Source organism: Maledivibacter halophilus, assembly GCF_900167445.1.
Lineage (GTDB): Bacteria > Bacillota > Clostridia > Peptostreptococcales > Caminicellaceae > Maledivibacter > Maledivibacter halophilus.
Window position 1 is genome coordinate 117,260 of record NZ_FUZT01000013.1, and the last position, 20,265, is coordinate 137,524.

Genomic DNA, 20,265 nt, shown 5'->3' on the forward strand with positions numbered 1-20,265 from the left:
TAGGGGGATGAATATGGATATATCTAAAGAAATTGCAAGGAAGCTTCTCGAAATTCAGGCTGTTACAATTAAGGATACCTCAAATTTATTTACATGGGCATCTGGTATAAAATCACCTATATATTGTGATAATAGGCTTACAATGAGTTATCCAGAGGTAAGAAATACTGTGGCAGAGGCCTTTAGAAAAGTGATTGAAAAGGAATTCCCAGAGGCTGGTATTATAGCAGGTACAGCAACTGCTGGAATTCCCCATGCGGCATGGGTTTCACAGAAAATGAACCTGCCTATGGTATATGTTAGAAGCTCCGCCAAGGGTCATGGAAAACAAAATCAAATTGAAGGCAGATTATTTAAAGGGAAAAAAGTTGTACTTATTGAAGACTTGCTTTCAACTGGAGGTAGCTCTATGAAGGCGGTTAAGGCTCTAAGAGAAGCTGGAGCAGATGTTATTGGAGTAGTGGCTATATTCAGTTATAACTTTAAGAAAGTTCAGGATTTATTTAATGAGGAAAATGTAGAATACAGAACATTAACGAATTATGATGTGCTTTTGCCAATAGCAGCTGAAATGGGATATGTGAAGGAAGAAGAATTGGAATTACTGAAGCAGTGGAGTAAGAATCCATATATATTTACTAAGTAAACTCGCTGTGCTAGTTTCTATATCGTGAGTTTTAATATTTCCTTTTTGTTTCATTCTATAAACCTGTTTTTTTATATAAATTTTAAGGAAAAAACGGGTTTATAATTATAAATTTTTTCGTAAAAAAAATCTTTTTTACCAATGGATAGTTGGAAATAGAATTTCAATTTAGTATAATAAAGGGCAAGAATATTTAATGTTCTTGTCTTTTGTTATTAAAATTTTTTATTCTAAAAACCTAGTGGCTAGGGGCTAGCAGCTAGCATCTTACTAAATGAGGAGGAAAAGTGTGAATAATTTAAAAATAGCAAAATTTGGAGGATCATCTGTTGCTGATGCAGCTCAATTTCTCAAAGTGAAAAAAATTATTGAAGCTGATAAAGAGCGAAGATATGTTGTAGTATCAGCACCTGGAAAACGACATAGTGAAGATAATAAGATAACGGATTTGCTTTATTTATGTCACGCCCATATTAAATACTCTGTTCCCTTTGATCAAGTATTTCAAATAATAACAGATAGATATTTAGGAATAGTTAATGAACTTAATTTGGATTTAGATATTAGCTCTTATTTAGATGAAATTAAAGGAAACATGAAAAAAGGTATTTCCATTGACTATTTAGTTAGCAGAGGAGAATACTTAAATGCTTTAATTATGGCAAAATTTTTAGAATATGAATTTATTGATGCTAGTGAAATTATATATTTTGATAATAATGGTTCTATAGATCTTAAACAAACAGAAGAAAAGATGATAAGGGAATTATCTAAGTATGATTATGCAGTCATACCCGGATTTTATGGAAGTTCTCCAAATGGTGAAATAAAAACTTTTTCCAGAGGTGGTTCCGACATTACTGGAGCAGTAGTATCAAGAATTGCACATGCTGATATATATGAGAATTGGACTGATGTATCGGGATTTCTTATGGCGGATCCACGTATTGTAAAAGATCCTGAGCCCATTGAAAAAATAACATATAGAGAGTTACGTGAACTATCATATATGGGGGCTTCAGTGCTTCATGAAGAAGCTATTTTTCCAGTTAGAGATGCAGGAATACCTATAAACATCAGAAATACCAATGAGCCTGACAATCCAGGGACAATAATCACAAAGGATGAGTCTAGTGATAAGATAGTAACTGGTATAGCAGGAAAGAAAGACTTTACAGTTATAGCTATCGATAAAAACCATATGCATTCAGATATTGGGTTCATTAGAAAAATATTATCAATATTGGAAATGAATAATATTTGTTTTGAACATTTACCCTCTGGGATAGATTCTGTTTCTATAGTTATTTCTAATTGTCGGCTAGAAAATAAGCTTAATACAATTATCGATGAAATTAATAAACAATGCGATCCAGACTCCCTAAATGTATATACTAATATGGCTCTTATAGCCACAGTGGGAAATAATATGGCTTATACCACTGGAATATCAGCCAAGCTATTTACTGCCTTAGGAGATGAAAAAATAAATATTCGCATGATCGATCAAGGATCCAGTGAAATAAATATTATTGTAGGAATTGAAGAAAAGGATTTTGAAAAAGCAATAAAGGCTATATATAAAGCATTTGTAGAAGAATATAAATAAAAGACGCATATATAAAGTCAATTTAGTAAAACTTAATATAAATACTTTGACATATTACTATTAAAATATTATAATATCGGTAATAAAAGTAAAAAAATAAAAACTATGAAGAGAAGAGTAAATATAGGATGTAGATTTAGCGAGTCGGTGATGGTGAAAGACTGATACGAAGCCTATATTGAAGAACATCTCTGAGTTTCTAACCAAAATTTGTATGGAGTTTATATAGTAAAACTTAATTTATACATATTCAAATACTCAGTATTTTGGGGAGTTTTGAATATGTATAAATTAATAGTTTTACTTGAATCTATATAGAGAGTAGGCTTAGACGGAACCAATCCGTTATAATTGGATAGCACAGAATATGTGTTAGTTTGAGCTGGCCGCATAAATTATTGTGGCAATAAGGGTGGCACCGCGAATATAAGTTCTTCGTCCCTATTTTAGGAGATGAAGGGCTTTTTTATTTCACAAAGGTAACTAAAGGACTAAAAATTACAAAATGAGAATTTTAGTAATAAAGTGAAGGAGGAAAAAAGGTGAAAAACGTATTAATTAAAGATATCTATAGAAATACAGAAAAGTATATAGATAAAACCATAACAATTTCTGGTTGGATTAGAACATCGAGATCATCAAAGGCCTTTGGATTTATTGAAGTAAATGATGGAAGCTTTTTTAAGAATATTCAGGTAGTTTTTGAAGAAAGTCTTGAAAATTTTAAAGAAATAGGAAAATTTACAATAGCTTCAGCCATTGTTGTTGAAGGAACTCTTGTTGCTACTCCAGGTGCAAAGCAGCCCTTTGAAATCAAAGCAACAAAGATATCCTTAGAAGCAGGAGCAGATAGGGATTATCCATTGCAGAAGAAAAGACATACTTTTGAATACTTAAGGACAATTGCTCATTTAAGACCAAGAAGTAATGCTTTTTCAGCTGTATTCAGAGTACGTTCCCTTACAGCCTATGCTATTCACAAATTCTTCCAGGAAAGGGGATTCGTATATGTTAACACTCCTATTATTACTGGAAGCGACTGTGAAGGCGCTGGAGAAATGTTTAGAGTATCTACCCTTGATTTTAACAATATTCCTATGACAGAAGAAGGAAATATAGATTTTAATAAGGATTTCTTTGGCAAAGAAACAAATTTAACAGTAAGTGGCCAGCTTGAAGCAGAGGCATATGCTCTTGCATATAGAAATGTATATACATTTGGACCAACTTTTAGGGCTGAAAATTCCAATACAGCTAGACATGCTTCTGAATTCTGGATGATGGAGCCGGAAATAGCCTTTGCGGATTTAAATGATAATATGGATCTTGCAGAGGATATGCTGAAATTTATTATTAATTTTGTAATGGAAAATGCCCCAGAAGAAATTGAATTCTTCAATAAATTTATTGATAAAGAATTGCTTAATCGTTTAAACAATGTTATAAATTCAGATTTTAAGAGAATTACCTATACAGAAGCAGTAGAAATACTAGAAAAGGCAAATGAAAAATTCCAATACCCTGTTTATTGGGGATGTGATCTACAAACCGAACATGAGAGATATATAACAGAAAAAGTATTTAAAAGGCCTGTTTTTGTAACGGATTATCCAAAGGATATTAAGGCTTTCTATATGAGAATGAACGATGATAACAAAACTGTTGCAGCTATGGACCTTTTGGTTCCTGGTGTAGGAGAGCTTGTTGGTGGAAGCCAAAGGGAAGAGAGAATGGATGTTCTCGAAAAAAGATTGGAAGAAATGAATCTTAATAAGGATGACTATTGGTGGTATCTGGATTTGAGAAGATATGGGGGAGTAAAGCATGCCGGTTATGGACTTGGATTTGAAAGAGCTATTATGTATCTTACCGGGATATCAAATATAAGAGATGTAATACCTTTCCCAAGAACTCCAAAATCTGCTGAGTTTTAAATAATTGATTATGCAATTTCCTCAGATAATATAGAGAATAATCTTAAGAACTGTCTCATAATAAAAAATGAGGCAGTTCTATTTTTATTGTGTTGTGGATGTTGGTTTTTTAGACTTTCTAAGTGGTGAAGTATGTAAATGTCTTAAAGATAAATACAAAATATTAGTTGATTTAAGGATAAAAGGTTTTTGGAACGCTATGAATGAACTGGAAATATTCTATACAAAGAGGATTTTAAAGAAATAGATTTGAAGAAAAATCATATTCTATTTTAAATAAAGATAAACAAATCTGAGTTTTATTAGCGTATATCTATAATATAAAGTAAAGAGGGGGACATAAAATGATTGAAAGAGGTAGTGGAATATTATTGCATATTACTTCTTTGCCAAGCCTATATGGAATAGGAACCTTTGGTAGAGAAGCCTACAAATTTGTTGATTTTCTTGAAAAGGCAGGGCAAAAGTATTGGCAAATACTACCCCTTGGCACAACAGGATATGGAGATTCCCCCTATCAATCCTTTTCAGCTTTTGCTGGGAATCCATATTTTATTGATTTAGACCTATTAGTTCAAGAAGGTATTCTAAATAAAGAGGATTTTCAAAATATTAATTTTGGTGAGGATAAAAGAAATATTGATTATGAAAAGATATTCAATAATAAAATGAGTATTTTAAGATATTCATATAAAAATGCAAGAAAGACAGTCAAAGATAAGATACTTGTATTTAAGGAAAATAATATTGACTGGATAGAAGAATACTCCCTATATATGATTGCTAAGACTAGATTTAATTTGAAGTCATGGCAAAAGTGGGATGAGGATATTAAATTAAGAAGACCAGAAGCGATGAGGTACTATAAAGAAAATTACGAAGATGAGATGAACTTTTGGATTTATCTTCAATACCAGTTTTTCAAACAATGGAAAAATTTAAAGAAATATGCTAACAATAAGGGTGTAAAGATTATAGGCGACATTCCTATTTATGTTGCAGAAGATAGTGCAGATGTATGGGGAAATAGGGAACTTTTTCTATTGGATAATAAATATAAACCCATAAAAATTGCCGGATGTCCTCCCGATGACTTTTCTGAGACAGGACAGCTCTGGGGAAATCCTATATATAATTGGAATCTAATGGAGAAAAGAGGCTTTGACTGGTGGATTAAAAGAATTAAAGCTAATTCCAAGCTTTATGATATTATACGAGTAGATCATTTTAGAGGTTTTCAGGCATACTGGGAGGTACCCTATGGTGATGAAACGGCTGCAGATGGAAGATGGGTGAAGGGACCAGGGATGAAGCTTTTTAATGCCCTAAAGGATTCTCTTGGGCATATTGATATTATTGCTGAAGACCTTGGCTTTCTTACTCAAGAGGTAGTTAGATTTAGAGAAGAAACAGGCTTTCCAGGAATGAAGGTTCTGCAATTTGCCTTCAATCCCCTTGAAGAAAGTGATTATCTTCCCCATAATTATGAAAAGAATTGCGTTGTCTATACTGGAACCCATGACAATGATACAGTAAATGGATGGTTTGAAAATACAAATGCTGATGATGTAAAGCATTCCATAAAATATTTCAACTTAAATGAAGAAGAAGGATATAATTGGGGATTTATCAGAGGCGCATGGAGTTCAGTTGCAAATATTGCCATTGCCCAAATGCAAGATTTTTTGGGCTTGGGAAGTAAAGCAAGAATGAATATTCCTTCTACTTTGGGTGGAAACTGGTTATGGAGGCTTAGGAGAAATGAATTAAATAATGAACTAGCAAAGAAAATATATGAAATGACGAAACTTTATGGAAGGTAGGATAGGCAATGCTTGATAGAAAAGGATTTAAAAATAATATAGAAAGAATTCTTAAAATGGATTTTGGCAAAACCTTAGATACAGCAGAGTATTATCAAAAGTATAATGCCGTTGCAAAGACATTGATGGAGAAGATAGTAAATAATTGGAATAGAACTGAGGAGGAATATTCTAAGGGAAAGCAAGCATATTATTTTTCAGCAGAGTTTTTAATGGGAAGAGCCCTTGGAAACAATCTTATTAATTTAGGTATTTATCATGAGGTCAAAGAGATTTTAAAAGAATCAGGAGTAGATATTAATGAGCTTGAAGAGACCCAAGAAGATGCAGGACTTGGAAATGGAGGACTTGGAAGGCTCGCTGCATGCTTTTTAGATTCCTGCGGAACAAAAAATCTTCCTGTAACAGGGTATGGCATTAGATATAGCCATGGAATTTTTAAGCAGAAATTTGAAAATGGTTTCCAGGTGGAGGAAGGAGACAATTGGCTGAAATATGGTGATCCTTGGTCCATAAGAAAATCAGAGGATGAGGTTATAGTTGAATTTGGTGATAACAAGGTAAGAGCTGTACCCTATGATACTCCAATTATCGGTTATGGAACAAATAATATTAACAAGCTTAGATTATGGAAGTGTGAGCCAATAAAGGATTTTGATTTTAATTTATTTAATTTGCAAAAATATGATGAAGCTGTAAAGGAGAAGAATAGGGCTGAAGATATATCTAGGGTTTTATATCCTAATGATTCTAAAAAAGAAGGTAAGGTTTTAAGGCTTAAGCAGCAGTATTTTTTTGTATCAGCATCTATTCAGGATTTAATAAAAAAATATAAAAATAGATTTGGTAGGGATTTTAAGCTGTTTCCAAAGTATCATGCCATACAGCTCAACGATACACATCCAGTTGTGGCTATACCTGAATTAATGAGAATACTTATTGATAATGAAGGTGTTAATTGGAAGAATGCATGGGAGATTACAAAAAAAACCTTTGGATATACAAATCATACAATATTGGCAGAAGCTCTTGAACAGTGGTGCAAAGACCTGTATAAAGAGTGTTTACCAAGGATTTATGAAATAATTGAAGAAATTGATAAATACTTTGTAAAAGAACTAGATGAAAAAGGATATAGTCATGATAAGATAAAGAAAATGAGGATTATATCGGATGGTAATATAAAAATGGCTTGGCTAGCCATACACGGTAGCCATACAATAAATGGAGTGGCAAGGCTTCATACCGATATATTAAAGAATCAGGAATTAAAAGATTGGTATGAGCTTTATCCAAATAAATTTCAAAATAAAACAAATGGAATTACTCCTAGAAGATGGCTAGCTTTATGTAATAAAGAATTGTCATACTTTATAACGGAGTTATTAGGATCTAATAAATGGATTACTAATCTTGAAATGATAAAGCAATTAGAAGAGTATGCAGATGATGAAAATATTATTAAGAAATTTCTTGATATTAAACAAATAAAAAAGAATCAATTAGCTAGATATATTAAGGAGAGTGAAGGCATTGAAATTGACCCAAACTCAATATTTGATATACAGATAAAGAGATTCCATGAGTATAAGAGACAATTATTAAATGCGTTTCATATTTTAGATTCATATTTTAGCTTAAAAGAAAATCCTAATTTAAATATTATACCAAGAACCTTTATTTTTGGAGGTAAGGCAGCTCCTGGATATATAAGGGCAAAGGCAATAATTAAATTTATAAATGAGATTGCAAAACTTGTTAATAATGATTCTCAAGCAAAAGAGAAAATTAAAGTTGTATTTGTTAGAAATTATGGTGTATCCTATGGTGAGAAACTTTTTCCTGCAGCAGATATATCAGAGCAAATTTCAACTGCTGGGAAAGAGGCTTCAGGTACTGGAAATATGAAATTTATGCTCAATGGTACTCCAACAATAGGAACCTTCGATGGATCAAATGTAGAAATAGTAGAAGAAGCTGGGGAGGAAAATAATTTTATATTTGGAGCAAGGGTAGAAGAAATTAAAAAAATTAAAGACAGCTACAATCCCAAAGAGTATTATGAGAAAATACCAAGATTGAAAAAGGTTGTAGATACTTTAATTGATGGAACCTTTAAAGATGAAGGAACTGGCATGTTTAAGGAATTATACGATTCTCTATTAAATGGAACAAGTTGGAGCAAAGCCGATGAGTACTTCCTATTTAGAGATTTTAATGATTATATAGAGGCGCAAAAAAAGGTAGATGAAGCCTATAAAGATAGACTTGGGTGGGCAAAAAAATGCTGGATTAATATGATAAGTGCTGGAAAATTCAGCAGTGATAGAACTATTTTAGAATATTCCAGGGAAATTTGGAACATAAAAGCTAAAAAGATTTAAAGGTAGGAATTTAAATACTTTCTTCAAATCTTTTTATATAATTGAGTAAATTGCATAATATATATGAATAGATTCGGAGGGGTTAGAGTAATATGCAGTAATTATTTTTCAAGAAGGTAGGTATGTAATTTCCTCAATTAAAAATATTGAATTTAATGCGATAATGCTGTATAATTTTAATACCATAGTTTTAATGTGAATTCAAAGTAACTAAGGAGAGTGGTATATATAATGATTTGCTAAAAATACCTTATTTTACATTCTTATGAAAAGATTATATTCTTTAAAAAATTCAATTAGAGGTGGAGAAATGAAAGTTTTTATGGATTTTGAAGAGCATATTGCCATGAAGGAAAAAAGAAGCAAAAAAATGAAGGGTAAGGGAAAAGAAAACTATGGTGAGGACGATATGGAATATATGATGAAGAAGAAGAAAAATAATAGAAAGAATAAAATGAAAAAATATAAAAATAATATGAAATATTCATATAACTATGAAGAAGATTTATACGACGATGATTTGTATGATATCGATTATGATATTGATAAAATAAAATAAATTAAAATTAAATTAAATCTATTACTGATTTATGAGCTGAATTGGTAATAGATTTTTATATTACATGACTTAAGAAGAAGTTTATATAATAAAGTAGTATCTAAATACTTGAGGAAATTGCATAATACATTTGAAGAATTTTAAAATACAAAATGTAGTAGAAATAGCTAAGTAAGTTATCTACATATTGTATTTTAAAATTAATAATGTTCATTATGCAAGTTTCTCACTTATGAAAACCATTGAAAAGAATAAAAGTTATATTTATACTATAGATAAAGAAATTTATAGGAGGTATAAAATGATATGGATAATAATGTAAAGTTTGTTGTGGAGAAAAAGGTTCAAAGAACTATAGAAAATTTAGAAAAAAATAATATGAATGGCTATTTTGTTCAAAACGAAGGAGAAGCTATAAAAAAGATTGAAGAGTTAATAAAAGAGGGAGATACAGTATCGGTTGGAGGCTCTAGGACTATTTTTGAAACTGGGGTGATAGACTATTTAAGAAATGGTAAATATAATTTTTTAGACCGGTACAAAGAAGGATTGACTCCTGAAGATATAAAGGATATTTACAGAAAAAGTTTTTTTGCCGATGCATATTTTGCAAGCAGTAATGCTATTACAGAAGAGGGAGAACTTTATAATGTAGATGGCACAGGAAATAGAGTCGCAGCAATGATATATGGACCAAATAAAGTCATAGTAGTTGCTGGAGTAAATAAAATAGTTAGGGATCTGGATGAGGCTATAATGAGAAATAGAGAATTGGCAGCTCCTGCCAATGCCAAGAGATTGAATAAGAAAACGCCTTGTTCTCAGGTAGGATATTGTATGGATTGCAATAGTAAAGATAGAATATGTAGTGACTATGTTGCCATAAGAAGACAAGGGAATAAAGACAGGATTCATGTAATAATAATTAACAAAGATTTTGGATACTAAGAGCTTATTTATATAAATATTTAAAGTAGAGTAATAAAGGGCCAGAGAATAATTCTCTGGCTTTTAAATTTTATATAAAATAAAAATAATACTTGAAAAAATTCTAAGCATTAAGTATAATAATATTAACAAACTTAGTATACTAACATAAGAACATAATAACATATTAATGTTATTTCATGCTTTAGTAAAAGAATAAAATAGAAAGGGTGATTGAAATTATTGATAAAAATTCACCTATCCCTTTATACTATCAGGTTAAAGAGGATATAGTAAAAAAAATCAAAAATAAAGAACTAAAGGTAAATGATAGAATCGGGAGTGAAAATGAGTTAGTAAAAACATATAACGTAAGCTTAATAACAATCAGAAAAGCTTTAGCTGAATTAGTAAATGAAGGTTATTTATATAGGATTCAAGGTAAGGGAACCTATGTGGCTGAAAGAAAGGTCAACAGAGTTCTCAATATAATGAGCTTTACAGAAGAAACAAGGGAAAAAGGTTTTAAACCAGAGATAAAGGTTTTAGAACTTAAAATTGTAGAAGATGAGGCAATAGCAGAGAAACTAAATATACATAAAGCCCAGTCTATAATAAAGATAAAAAGACTTAGACTAGCGGATGATATACCAGTTGCTTTGCAGACATCATATATATCTCAGGCATTGATAGAATTGGAGAGTTTGAAAAATAAACTTGCTAAGGAAAAATCTCTTTATAGGATATTAAATGATGTAGGTGTTGAACCAGATAGGGCAAAAGAGGTATATGAAGTTCAGAAACTAAAGAGTGAAGAGGACTGCCAGTTATTAAATCTTCATGAAGGTGATCCGATATTTTTCGTTAAGAGAAATACTTATACTAAAAAGAATGAGCTATTTGAATATGTTGAGACTATATTAAGAGGTGATAAATATACTATCGAATTAGAGTTAAAAAAATAAGTTGATATTATTAGTGGAATATTTAAATCTACTTTAAATTATTTTAATATACCTATAATATTTTAAAATTCATTTTATCCAAAGAAGGAGGAGTATAGATGGAAAATAATTTTATAAGGATCGATGATCGTTTGATACATGGTCAAATTATAGCTAGATGGTCAAGACATTTAAGCTTGAAGAATATAATTGCCGTTGATGACAAAACAGCTTCAAATCCAATGCTAAAGTCAATAATGATGATGTCAGTACCTAAGCAATATAAAACTTATATCTGCAAAATGGAGGAGTTTAAAGATTTAATTAACGGGTTGGAAAAGGACAATGGGAATAATTTGATTATTGCAAGATTTCCATACATGCTTAAAAATATTTTATCTGAAGATATGAAGGCCAAGTCTATAAATATAGGAAATGTTTCAAAAAAAGATGAAGATTCCTTTGAAATAATGTCTAATATATTCCTAACAAAAGAAGATGTTAGTGTTATAGAAGAACTTCATAATCAGGGTAAGGAAATAGTTTTTCAACTCGTTCCAGATTCCCAGAGACTTTCATGGGATAAGATTAGAAATAAATATATAGGATAAGAAGGAGGTGAAAAAATAAAACTATTTATGTTATATGAGCAAATATTATAAGGAGGAATTCATATGACTATTAAATTGATACTTATTGCAGCCCTTGCTTATCTAGGGGCAATTGGAGCACCATGGTTTTTTGGAACGACTGGAGGATTTTATACATTGGGTAGACCTTTAGTAGCTTCAGCGTTAGTTGGTTTAATATTAGGAGATGTAACAACAGCTTTAGAGGTGGGGGTTTTAATACAAGCTATGTATATAGGAATTATAACTCCTGGAGCAGTAATGCCTTTTGATGTTGATTATATTGGTTATTTGGCACCGGCTCTGGTTATTTTATCAAAGATGGACCCTACATTGGCTCCAACCTTGGCTGTTCCAATTGGATTAATTGGGGTAATGATTTGGAATCTAGTTTGGGTAGTAAATGTTTATTTTGCACAAAAAGCAGATAAATTTGCAGAAAACGGTAATCTAAAAGGTGTAGTATCTATGAACATAATACCGCAAGTAGCTAATTTTGCTCTAAGATTTGTTCCTGCTTTCATTATTTTATATTTAGGAAAAGGTTTTTTAGAAAAATTGTTAGCTTCAATTCCAGAATTCATAACACATTATTTACAAGTTGTAGGTGGAATGCTTCCTGCTTTAGGTATTGGACTATTATTAACAATGATAGTAAAAGAAAGAATATACTTAGGTTTATTCTTAGTAGGTTTTGTTTTGGTAGTATATTTGCAATTGCCAATATTAGCCATAGCTTTAATAGGAAGTGTTTTAGCATTGTTCTGGTTTAAGTTTGCAGCTAATAATGGGGAGGCGGTTTAATGAGTGAAAAAAAACTATCTAAAAGGGCATTATTTAGGTCGTGGTTAACTTGGCTTTTCTTTAATGGGTCCTCACAAAGTGGTGTTAAAATGCAGGGAGTTGCTTTTTGCCACTCTATGACTCCCATAATAAAGGAATTATATAAGGATGATAAAGAGGGAATAAAGTCTGCTTTGAAAAGACATTTAACTTTATTTAATGTTGAACCTCAAGTAGGCAGTGTTATTACAGGGGTTTCAGCAGCAATGGAAGAGCAAAGAGCAAATGGAGCTGAGCTAGATGATGATACTATCAATACTGTTAAGGTGGCATTAATGGGACCAATATCAGGAATAGGAGATACATTAGTTCCTGGAACTTTGATTCCTATATTATTAGCTATAGCTTTGGGCATTACAAAAACATCTGGACTAGTTGGACCGTTATTTTATGCTATTGTTTATCCAGTTATTACAATCCTATACTCATGGTATTTATTTAAATTTGGTTATAATGCAGGAATAAATGGAATACAAAATATGCTGGCAGATGGAAAGATGAATGCTTTAACTGATTCATTAAGTGTATTGGGGTTATTGGTAATAGGGGCATTAAGTGCTACATATATAAATATAAGTACACCTTTGAAATATGTTAGAGGAGAAATGGTTTTATCGCTTCAGGATATTTTGGATAGGATAATGCCGGGAATACTGCCATTAGTAATTGTTGGATTAGTTTATTATTTACTATCAAAGAAGAAAAAATCACCATTATGGGTAATGGGTTTTATATTTATATTTGCATTAGTAGGAACAGTGTTAAGAATATTCTAAGCCTTTTTTAAAAGGTGTTTAGAATTCTATATATTATATTTTAAAATGAAAGGAAGATTATAATGGCTTTAGATTACTTTGTAAAATCAAATCAAGTATTAGAAAAAATAGCTAAGACGCAAGAAGAGAATATTTTAAAAGCAGCTGAATTAATGGCAGATACCATATCTAATGGAAATCTTGTTCATTTATTTGGAAGTGGTCATTCAGTTATACCTACATTGGATGTATTTCCAAGATATGGTGGAATTGTTGGTTTTCATCCTTTAATGGACCCACGTTTAATGTGGCATAATGTTATTGGCGCAGGAGGAGCTAGAGAGCTTCTGTGGATTGAAAGACAGGAAGGATATATTAAAAACTTTTTACAAAGCTATGATTTAAAAAAAGGTGAGGTATTAGTTGTATATTCCCATGGCGGACTTAATGCAGCACCGGTAGAAGCTGCAATATATGCTAAAGAAAGAGGATTAAAGGTCGTTGCTATAACTTCAGGAGATAATTATAATATGGCCACAGCCACTCATTCAAGTGGTAATAAGCTTGGAGATTTAGCAGATGTTTTAATTGACAATTGTTGTCCATTAGAAGATTCTTTAGTTAAAATTGAAGGATATCACCAGCCTGTAGGAGCAAGCTCAACATTGGCCGTTATATATATTTCTCAAGCTTTTGCTGCTGAGACAGCAAAGTTATTGCAGAAGAAAGGCCACGATCTTTCAATATTTGTATCCCCTAATGTTGTGGAAGTTCCACAAGAGAATAATGATAATGTTTATGAAGATTATACTAATTTGATTAAAAAAAATAATATCACAATATAGAAGGTGGTTTAATGACAGGCTTTGTAATTACAGGTCATAATAATTTTGCAAAGGGTATATTAGGAGCAGCAGAGCTTATTGTTGGAAAACAAAAAAATATTATAGCTGTGGATTTTCTTCCAGAGGACAATATTGATATTTTAGATAAAAAGATACATTTAGCTCTAGAAGAGCTAAGTAATAGTAAGGATATAGTAATATTTGCAGATTTAGTTGGAGGCAGCCCTTTCAATAGGTCTATGATTGCTTCAACCAATAATAAACAAAGTAATATACATGTAATTGGCGGTGTTAATCTATCTATGATTATTGAAGCCTTAAGCCTTAGAGATACTTATGATGATGTAAAAAAGTTAATTAACCAAATAATAGATGTGGCTTCGGAAAGTATAAGATATGGAAATAAGATGTTAGAAGATAATTAGAAGATTAATGCTGTTGGCTAAGTAGGTTAAATGATTATTATTTAACCTACTTTAATATTTTAATTAGACTAAAGATGAAGTGTTTTAACACTAATTAAGACAATAGAGAAGTATGGAGATAGCTTAGTTGAATTTGGCAGTGTAAAATCTGGACCAGCTTCAACTATAGCAGGATCTATTATTGTAAATAGCATTGTAGTTCAAACCTTAAAAAATTTATATGATGAAAATCAGCAGCTGCCTATTTATGTGAGTCAAAATGTTGATGGCTACAATAATGATGATATTTTCAGAAAGTTTGAAAAAAGAATAAAGCATCTTTAGATTTAGAGAATTAAATTATAGGAATTGATTTTAAATTTTACATGAAAGAAAAATTAAAATGGAGGGAAGGCTTTTATGAAATTATTAATAAAAAATGCAAATGTCATAACTCCCTGGGAAGTGCTGAAGGAACATTCGGTATTGATAGAAAACGATAAGATAAAAAAAATAGAAGAAAATGATAATTTAGATGAAAATTGTTGTAATAAAGTAATCGATGCCAAAGGTAATTATCTTTCTCCGGGTTTCATTGATATTCATAATCATGGGAATTTTGGTTATGATACAATGGATGCTTCATTTGAAGCCTTGGATTCTATGGCGAATTTTCATTTGAAAAATGGAGTTACTGGATTTTTAGCCACAACAATGACAGATTCATATGAAAAAATAGAAAGAGCCTTAAAAAATACTGCGAATTATATAGATGTTCAGAATAGAGAGAAGGGAAGTTCTCAGGTGCTGGGTATATATTTAGAAGGACCATATTTTTCTGAAGAAAAAAAAGGAGCCCAACCCCTTGAATATATTAAAAATCCGAATATTAATGAACTTGGAAATTTTATAGATGCATCTAGAGGACATATAAAAATAGTATCTATAGCACCAGAGTTAGAGGGTTCATTTGAAATAATATCTTATCTGAAATCAAATAATATTAATATTGCTGTCGGTCACACCAATTCAACTTTTTCAAAAGCAAAGGAAGCAATAGATAAAGGTGTTACAATTACTACTCATCTTTTTAATGGTATGAGGGGCTTTTCTCATAGAGAACCAGGTATATTAGGAGCGGTTCTTATTGATGATAGAGTTTTATGTGAAATTATATGTGATGGTATACATCTGCATACTGCAGCCATAAAACTTGCTGTAAAAATGAAGGGAACAAAGGGAATAATATTGATTTCCGATGCAATGAGAGCAGCTGGGCTGGAAGATGGAGAATATACCCTTGGAGGACAAAAGGTATTTGTAAAGAACAATGAGGCAAAGCTATTTGATGGAACACTGGCAGGTTCAACATTAACTCTAAATAAAGCTGTTTATAATATGGTTCATAAGCTTAATTTACCTCTTAAGGATGCTGTAGTAATGGCCAGTTTAAATCCTGCTAAGGCTGTGGGCTTATCTGATCAGAAGGGGAGTATAGAGATAGGTAAGGATGGAGACCTAATAATATTTGATGAGAAAATTAATGTATCTACAGCTATTGTGAATGGAAAGATTTTGTATTTAAAGGATTAGTAAGATAAATTTTATATAAAAGGGTTGTAGATTTCCTAAGTAAAAACAAGTAAAAAAATGTTCTAACTAATTATTTCCCCCTATATTCATTTGAAATATCTGGATAATCATATATAATGTTTATTGAATACAATATATGAATAATGCTCTAAATGTGAAATTTAACATATAGTAAAACAAATTCAAAAGTAAATTTATACATCAAAAAAATCGTAAGAACAGTCATATTTTTAGGATGTATAAATTAATTGTTGTACTGGAATATCCATAGTTTGCAGCTTAAGACTACAAAATTGTATTTATGGAAATTTTCAGCAGGGGGAAAACCATGAAAAATGAAAAAAATATAAAAAAATCAAAATTATCTACAGCCATTATTGCTTTATCAATAATTTTACTATTAACATATTTTTTCTGGGATAAAGCAGTTTTTGTTATTGACAGACATTTACCATCATTCGGAGATGAAGAAAAGTCTAATGAATATTATGAACGAATTGCAAGCAAATTAAGTAATAAAACTATAGCAATTAAACGTGGTAATTTGCAGATTAAAAGAATATTAGAAGGTTATAATTATAGCTATTTTAATGATATGCAGATTAGCCCTACAATGTGGGCTAGAGGTGGCAACACTGTTAGTATAAAAAGTTTTTCCAATGCAAATGAAGATTATAGACTTATTAAAGAAAAAAACAAGCCAGGTAATATTTTAGGTGAATATGAAATAGGAATTAGTATTTTAAACTGGTTTGGTGGAAATTCAAATAAGGCTATTAAAATACTTGAAGATCTTAATTATTTAAAAAATGAGAAATTAGAAATTACTAGACAGTTGAATTTAGCTGCAATGTATATAGGTTTAAGTAGATTTGAAGAAGCTGAAGAATTAGTTCTTAAAACCCTAAAAGAAAATGATTCCTATAATTATTTTAAAAGAGATCTTCTTTCCTATATATATTTTTTTAGGGGAGAATACGATAGATTTGAGGAAATAAACTCATATAAATATAAAACTTTAGAATATAAAGATAATAAAATAACCGGTGTTAAACATAATGATGATGAAAAAGATATTCCATCATGGAATGAAATAGAATCTTTAAGTCCATATTTAAAGATTTTGGAAGAACTAAAATATATAATTGGAGATATGAAGCTTGATAAAGAGTATTATGAAAATAAAGAAAAAACCAATAATAGCATGACTGGATATGTTAAATATAATGATAAACCCCTTAGAGGAATGGTGGTATATCTTAAAAAGAGCAAAGACAATGGAATGAGTACAGGAGGCTTTCTGAGTGAGGAAATATATGGAATAACCGATGAAAATGGAAGATACGAGATAAAAAATATTCCCAATCAAGATTATAATATTGGGTTATATGGTAGCTGGAATCAAATACAGGGAAAACAATTAAAGTTAATAAGAAAAAATATAAGCTTTGATGGAAATACTTCTAAAAGGGAAAATATTGAGCTTTATGATTGCATCAAACTAAAAGAATTAAAATATATAGATGATAATAAAATTAAAATAACCTGGGAAAATCCTGCAGGAGATGGATTTGAATATGGCATAATCTTTGGTGAGATTAGAGACAACAATAGTGGATTAGAAATTGCAGATTTTTCTTATATCAATTCAATTAAAACAATGGAAAATTCTATCGAAATAGATTTAAATAAGCTTAAAAAAATTTCTATAGGGAATGTATATTCTTGGGGAGAGGGATTTGTAGAGCCCTATCAAGTAATTGAACCATTATATCATAAAGGACAATATGCTGTTGAAATTAATGCTTATCCGATAAATGAAGATTATAAGTTTATTGGCAGTGATAACTATGGTGTTTATGGTAATAAACTATATGATTCCTTATTTGTTGAAGGAAATCAGTGGAATAAAGGAGATAAACTACTTTTACAAAAGAAGTATCCTGAGGCTATTAGATGGTTTGAAAATAAATTAAAGGAAGATCCTGAAGATATTCATTCTATGAAGATTTTATCTACTGTATGTTCCCATGGCTATAGAGGAAAAGGAGGTGGGGGTGGATTAACAGGGCAGGATATAAAGAAAGGAATAAAATATACTGAAATGTTAATGGGGAAAATTGGAGAAACAGAACATATATTAAATACCCTTGCTGATTTATATAAAAGAGACGGGCAATATGAAAAAGCTATAGAATATTATTTGAAAAGCGTTCAAAATACTGATGTAGCTTATGAATACAGGCAAATAGGGGATATATATATGAAGATGAATAAATGGCATGAAGCATTGAAATATTATAGTTTATATTTTGATAATAGCTCTTATGAAAATTATTCCGATATTTTATTGTTAAGTATTCTTATGGATGATAAAGAAAATGTTTTAAAATATAGTAAACTACTAGAGAATGAAGATTATTATATTGATTATAAAAAATCCTTTGAAAAATACATAAATATGAGCAGAGATGAATATATAGAATTATATAAACTGATAAATCAGGAAAAAATTGAAGAAGCCAGGAGTTTAATAAAGGATGATGAATCAGATTTTGGGGATTTTTACAGAGGATTATTACTTCTTGCTAAAAAGCATGCATACTATGAGGGAAAAGAAAAAGAAGAAGAAATGTATTATAATTTTTATCAGGCACAAGGAAATAAAACTTTAAAATTATTAATGAAATATTTCGGACAAAAAGAAATAGTTAGCAGCTTCGGAGATGTACATTATGCTCCAAGAAATAAAGATAAATAAATTCAAAGCAACTTTTTGTGCTAGCTTGGATATCGGAAGTTTTAATATTTCCTTTTCGTTCATGTAATAAACCCGTTTTTTTATATAAACTTGAAGGAAAAAACAAGTTTGTTAAAATCACTCAAATGAAATATTAAAACTCCCTAAGTTATATTTAAAAGCAAAAAATTTGATTTATTAGTACAACAGGTTAAAGTAAAAAAACAAAGAAGCCCAATATCATATTAGGCTTCTTTTAATACAGAATAAAGTTTATTACGGATTAAATATCCTTAGGCAATATTTTATTTAATATTATACCAATTATTGCAGCCAATGCCATTCCTTCTAATGTAACATTAAAGTATGGAATTGGTAATGATGCGCCACCTAGACCAAGTACTAGTATTACTGCAGATATTATAAGATTTCTTGATTTTCCAAAGTCAATATTGTGTTCAACTAATGATTTAGCTCCAATTGATGCAATCATACCAAAGAGGACTATTGAAATCCCGCCTACAACCGATGTCGGTATTGTCTTAATTACAGCTCCAATCTTAGGCATTATACCTAAAAGGATTGCAAATACTGCAGCTATTCTTATTATAAATGGGTCATGAACCCTTGTAAGGGCTAAAACTCCTGTATTTTCTGAATAAGTGGTATTGGCAGGGCCACCAAACATTGCTGAAATAGATGTTGCCAAACCATCACCTATTAATGTTCTATGAAGTCCGGGATTTTTAATAAAATCCTTATTAACTGTAGTACCTATAGCTAAAACATCACCTATATGTTCTATCATAGTTGCAACAGCAATTGGAGCAACTATCATAATAGTTTCAAAACTGAATTTTGCCATTCTAAAGGCTGGTACTCCAACCCAGGCAGCTTCCTTCATTGGTGTAAAATCTACATTTCCAGTTATAAGAGCCACAATATATCCACCTGTAAGACCTATAAGTACAGGTAAAACTTTTAAAAATCCTCTGCCATATATGCTAACTGCTGTAACTATTCCAAAGCTTACTATAGCAAGGAACCAATTTCCTGAAGCCATATCTATAGCTGTTGGAGCAAGCTTAAGACCTATTACTAAGATAATTGGTCCAGTAACTATGGGAGGAAAGAAGCTAATGATCTTTTCTACTCCAAAGATTGCCACAAGACCAGCCATCAATAGATATACTATACCAGCCACAACTAGTCCACCTTGAGCATAGGCCAAGGCTTCTCCAAATAGTGGACTTCCAAAGGCTTCTTCAGCAGCATTAGTTCCAGTTTTTAATAATAAAACAGACATAATAGGGGCAATAAATGCAAAGGAAGAACCTAAGAAGGCTGGAATTTTTCCATTAGTAACTAAGTGAAATAATAAAGTGCCGATACCAGCCATAAAAAGGGCCACTGAAATATCGAAGCCTGTAATAATTGGAACTAAAACTGTAGCTCCAAACATAGTAAAGGTGTGTTGAATACCTAAAATTATTTTCTTTTGTAAAGAAATCTGATTAAGATTACCTGCAATATCCTTAGGGGATAAAATATTGTCATTATTCATATATGGTGCTCCTTTCCTTTACCTATAGTATCAATAAATGATTAAAACATATTACACAAATCGGAA

At 30.8% G+C, this 20,265-nt stretch carries 18 protein-coding genes; 16 read left to right on the forward strand and 2 right to left on the reverse strand.

Translation table 11 applies throughout. The features are described from left to right. The first annotated feature begins 13 nt into the window (after positions 1 to 13). The 14 genes from pyrE (at position 14) to B5X81_RS21455 (ending at position 14,323) form a co-directional block, all read left to right on the forward strand. Entirely contained in the window at positions 14 to 646 is a 633-nt protein-coding gene (pyrE, locus tag B5X81_RS21395) for an orotate phosphoribosyltransferase (RefSeq protein WP_079494759.1), read from the forward strand. 289 nt (positions 647 to 935) lie between these two features. Then, the gene (locus tag B5X81_RS21400; protein ID WP_244282201.1) at positions 936 to 2,255 is read left to right on the forward strand and encodes an aspartate kinase; all 1,320 of its coding nucleotides are present in this window, start codon (positions 936 to 938) and stop codon (positions 2,253 to 2,255) included. 542 nt (positions 2,256 to 2,797) lie between these two features. After that, positions 2,798 to 4,189 carry an asparagine--tRNA ligase gene (gene asnS / locus B5X81_RS21405; protein ID WP_079494763.1) on the forward strand — a complete coding sequence of 464 codons (1,392 nt, stop codon included), beginning with the start codon at positions 2,798 to 2,800 and terminating at the stop codon, positions 4,187 to 4,189. 94 nt (positions 4,190 to 4,283) lie between these two features. Next, complete coding sequence (locus tag B5X81_RS27925) at positions 4,284 to 4,436, forward strand: hypothetical protein (RefSeq protein WP_208985116.1); 153 nt, start codon at positions 4,284 to 4,286, stop codon at positions 4,434 to 4,436. 97 nt (positions 4,437 to 4,533) lie between these two features. Beyond that, positions 4,534 to 6,012: a 4-alpha-glucanotransferase gene (gene malQ, locus B5X81_RS21410; protein ID WP_079494765.1), complete on the forward strand. Its 1,479-nt coding sequence runs from the start codon at positions 4,534 to 4,536 to the stop codon at positions 6,010 to 6,012. Positions 6,013 to 6,020: 8 nt separating this feature from the next. Further along, a complete protein-coding gene (locus B5X81_RS21415) occupies positions 6,021 to 8,396 on the forward strand; it encodes a glycogen/starch/alpha-glucan phosphorylase (protein ID WP_079494767.1) in 2,376 nt (791 codons plus the stop codon). Positions 8,397 to 8,661: 265 nt separating this feature from the next. After that, positions 8,662 to 8,955: a hypothetical protein gene (locus B5X81_RS21420; protein ID WP_244282202.1), complete on the forward strand. Its 294-nt coding sequence runs from the start codon at positions 8,662 to 8,664 to the stop codon at positions 8,953 to 8,955. Positions 8,956 to 9,261: 306 nt separating this feature from the next. Further along, positions 9,262 to 9,903, forward strand: a complete 642-nt coding sequence (locus B5X81_RS21425) for a lactate utilization protein (protein WP_079494771.1) — start codon at positions 9,262 to 9,264, stop codon at positions 9,901 to 9,903. Between the two features lie 209 nt (positions 9,904 to 10,112). Continuing rightward, positions 10,113 to 10,847 carry a GntR family transcriptional regulator gene (locus B5X81_RS21430; protein WP_079494773.1) on the forward strand — a complete coding sequence of 245 codons (735 nt, stop codon included), beginning with the start codon at positions 10,113 to 10,115 and terminating at the stop codon, positions 10,845 to 10,847. A 98-nt stretch (positions 10,848 to 10,945) separates the two neighbouring features. Next, positions 10,946 to 11,437: a PTS system mannose/fructose/N-acetylgalactosamine-transporter subunit IIB gene (locus tag B5X81_RS21435; RefSeq protein ID WP_079494775.1), complete on the forward strand. Its 492-nt coding sequence runs from the start codon at positions 10,946 to 10,948 to the stop codon at positions 11,435 to 11,437. A gap of 63 nt (positions 11,438 to 11,500) precedes the next feature. Next, positions 11,501 to 12,259 carry a PTS mannose/fructose/sorbose/N-acetylgalactosamine transporter subunit IIC gene (locus B5X81_RS21440; protein ID WP_079494777.1) on the forward strand — a complete coding sequence of 253 codons (759 nt, stop codon included), beginning with the start codon at positions 11,501 to 11,503 and terminating at the stop codon, positions 12,257 to 12,259. Further along, positions 12,259 to 13,074: a PTS system mannose/fructose/sorbose family transporter subunit IID gene (locus B5X81_RS21445; protein ID WP_079494779.1), complete on the forward strand. Its 816-nt coding sequence runs from the start codon at positions 12,259 to 12,261 to the stop codon at positions 13,072 to 13,074. The genes B5X81_RS21440 and B5X81_RS21445 overlap by 1 nt, the downstream gene beginning before the upstream one ends. 62 nt (positions 13,075 to 13,136) lie before the next feature. After that, positions 13,137 to 13,898: a sugar isomerase domain-containing protein gene (locus B5X81_RS21450; protein WP_079494781.1), complete on the forward strand. Its 762-nt coding sequence runs from the start codon at positions 13,137 to 13,139 to the stop codon at positions 13,896 to 13,898. 11 nt (positions 13,899 to 13,909) lie between these two features. Next, the gene (locus B5X81_RS21455; RefSeq protein WP_079494783.1) at positions 13,910 to 14,323 is read left to right on the forward strand and encodes a PTS sugar transporter subunit IIA; all 414 of its coding nucleotides are present in this window, start codon (positions 13,910 to 13,912) and stop codon (positions 14,321 to 14,323) included. Positions 14,324 to 14,391: 68 nt separating this feature from the next. Here B5X81_RS21455 and B5X81_RS28515 read toward each other — a convergent pair whose 3' ends face one another. Next, a complete protein-coding gene (locus B5X81_RS28515) occupies positions 14,392 to 14,517 on the reverse strand; it encodes a hypothetical protein (RefSeq protein ID WP_280175293.1) in 126 nt (41 codons plus the stop codon). Between the two features lie 205 nt (positions 14,518 to 14,722). On the opposite strand from B5X81_RS28515, the gene nagA reads away from it, so the two are divergent. Together nagA and B5X81_RS21465 are read left to right on the forward strand one after the other, a co-directional pair. Further along, on the forward strand, positions 14,723 to 15,895 hold the full coding sequence (nagA, locus tag B5X81_RS21460) for an N-acetylglucosamine-6-phosphate deacetylase (protein ID WP_079494785.1): 1,173 nt from the start codon (positions 14,723 to 14,725) through the stop codon (positions 15,893 to 15,895). A 328-nt stretch (positions 15,896 to 16,223) separates the two neighbouring features. Further along, positions 16,224 to 18,656 (forward strand): tetratricopeptide repeat protein, encoded by a 2,433-nt coding sequence (locus tag B5X81_RS21465; RefSeq protein ID WP_170917537.1) that lies wholly within the window; start codon positions 16,224 to 16,226, stop codon positions 18,654 to 18,656. 262 nt (positions 18,657 to 18,918) lie between these two features. On the opposite strand, the gene B5X81_RS21470 is transcribed toward B5X81_RS21465, so the two are convergent. Further along, complete coding sequence (locus tag B5X81_RS21470; RefSeq protein ID WP_079494788.1) at positions 18,919 to 20,199, reverse strand: uracil-xanthine permease family protein; 1,281 nt, start codon at positions 20,197 to 20,199, stop codon at positions 18,919 to 18,921. Positions 20,200 to 20,265 lie beyond the last annotated feature (66 nt).

Excerpts from the sequence above, each read along its gene's own strand:
- pyrE (WP_079494759.1), top strand. The coding sequence starts at position 14 with ATGGATATATCTAAAGAAATTGCAAGGAAGCTTCTCGAAATTCAGGCT.
- malQ (WP_079494765.1), top strand. The coding sequence starts at position 4,534 with ATGATTGAAAGAGGTAGTGGAATATTATTGCATATTACTTCTTTGCCA.
- B5X81_RS21415 (WP_079494767.1), top strand. The coding sequence starts at position 6,021 with ATGCTTGATAGAAAAGGATTTAAAAATAATATAGAAAGAATTCTTAAA.
- B5X81_RS21420 (WP_244282202.1), top strand. The coding sequence starts at position 8,662 with ATGAAAAGATTATATTCTTTAAAAAATTCAATTAGAGGTGGAGAAATG.
- B5X81_RS21425 (WP_079494771.1), top strand. The coding sequence starts at position 9,262 with ATGGATAATAATGTAAAGTTTGTTGTGGAGAAAAAGGTTCAAAGAACT.
- B5X81_RS21435 (WP_079494775.1), top strand. The coding sequence starts at position 10,946 with ATGGAAAATAATTTTATAAGGATCGATGATCGTTTGATACATGGTCAA.
- B5X81_RS21440 (WP_079494777.1), top strand. The coding sequence starts at position 11,501 with ATGACTATTAAATTGATACTTATTGCAGCCCTTGCTTATCTAGGGGCA.
- B5X81_RS21445 (WP_079494779.1), top strand. The coding sequence starts at position 12,259 with ATGAGTGAAAAAAAACTATCTAAAAGGGCATTATTTAGGTCGTGGTTA.
- B5X81_RS21450 (WP_079494781.1), top strand. The coding sequence starts at position 13,137 with ATGGCTTTAGATTACTTTGTAAAATCAAATCAAGTATTAGAAAAAATA.
- B5X81_RS21455 (WP_079494783.1), top strand. The coding sequence starts at position 13,910 with ATGACAGGCTTTGTAATTACAGGTCATAATAATTTTGCAAAGGGTATA.
- B5X81_RS28515 (WP_280175293.1), bottom strand. The coding sequence starts at position 14,517 with ATGCTATTTACAATAATAGATCCTGCTATAGTTGAAGCTGGTCCAGAT.
- nagA (WP_079494785.1), top strand. The coding sequence starts at position 14,723 with ATGAAATTATTAATAAAAAATGCAAATGTCATAACTCCCTGGGAAGTG.
- B5X81_RS21465 (WP_170917537.1), top strand. The coding sequence starts at position 16,224 with ATGAAAAATGAAAAAAATATAAAAAAATCAAAATTATCTACAGCCATT.
- B5X81_RS21470 (WP_079494788.1), bottom strand. The coding sequence starts at position 20,199 with ATGAATAATGACAATATTTTATCCCCTAAGGATATTGCAGGTAATCTT.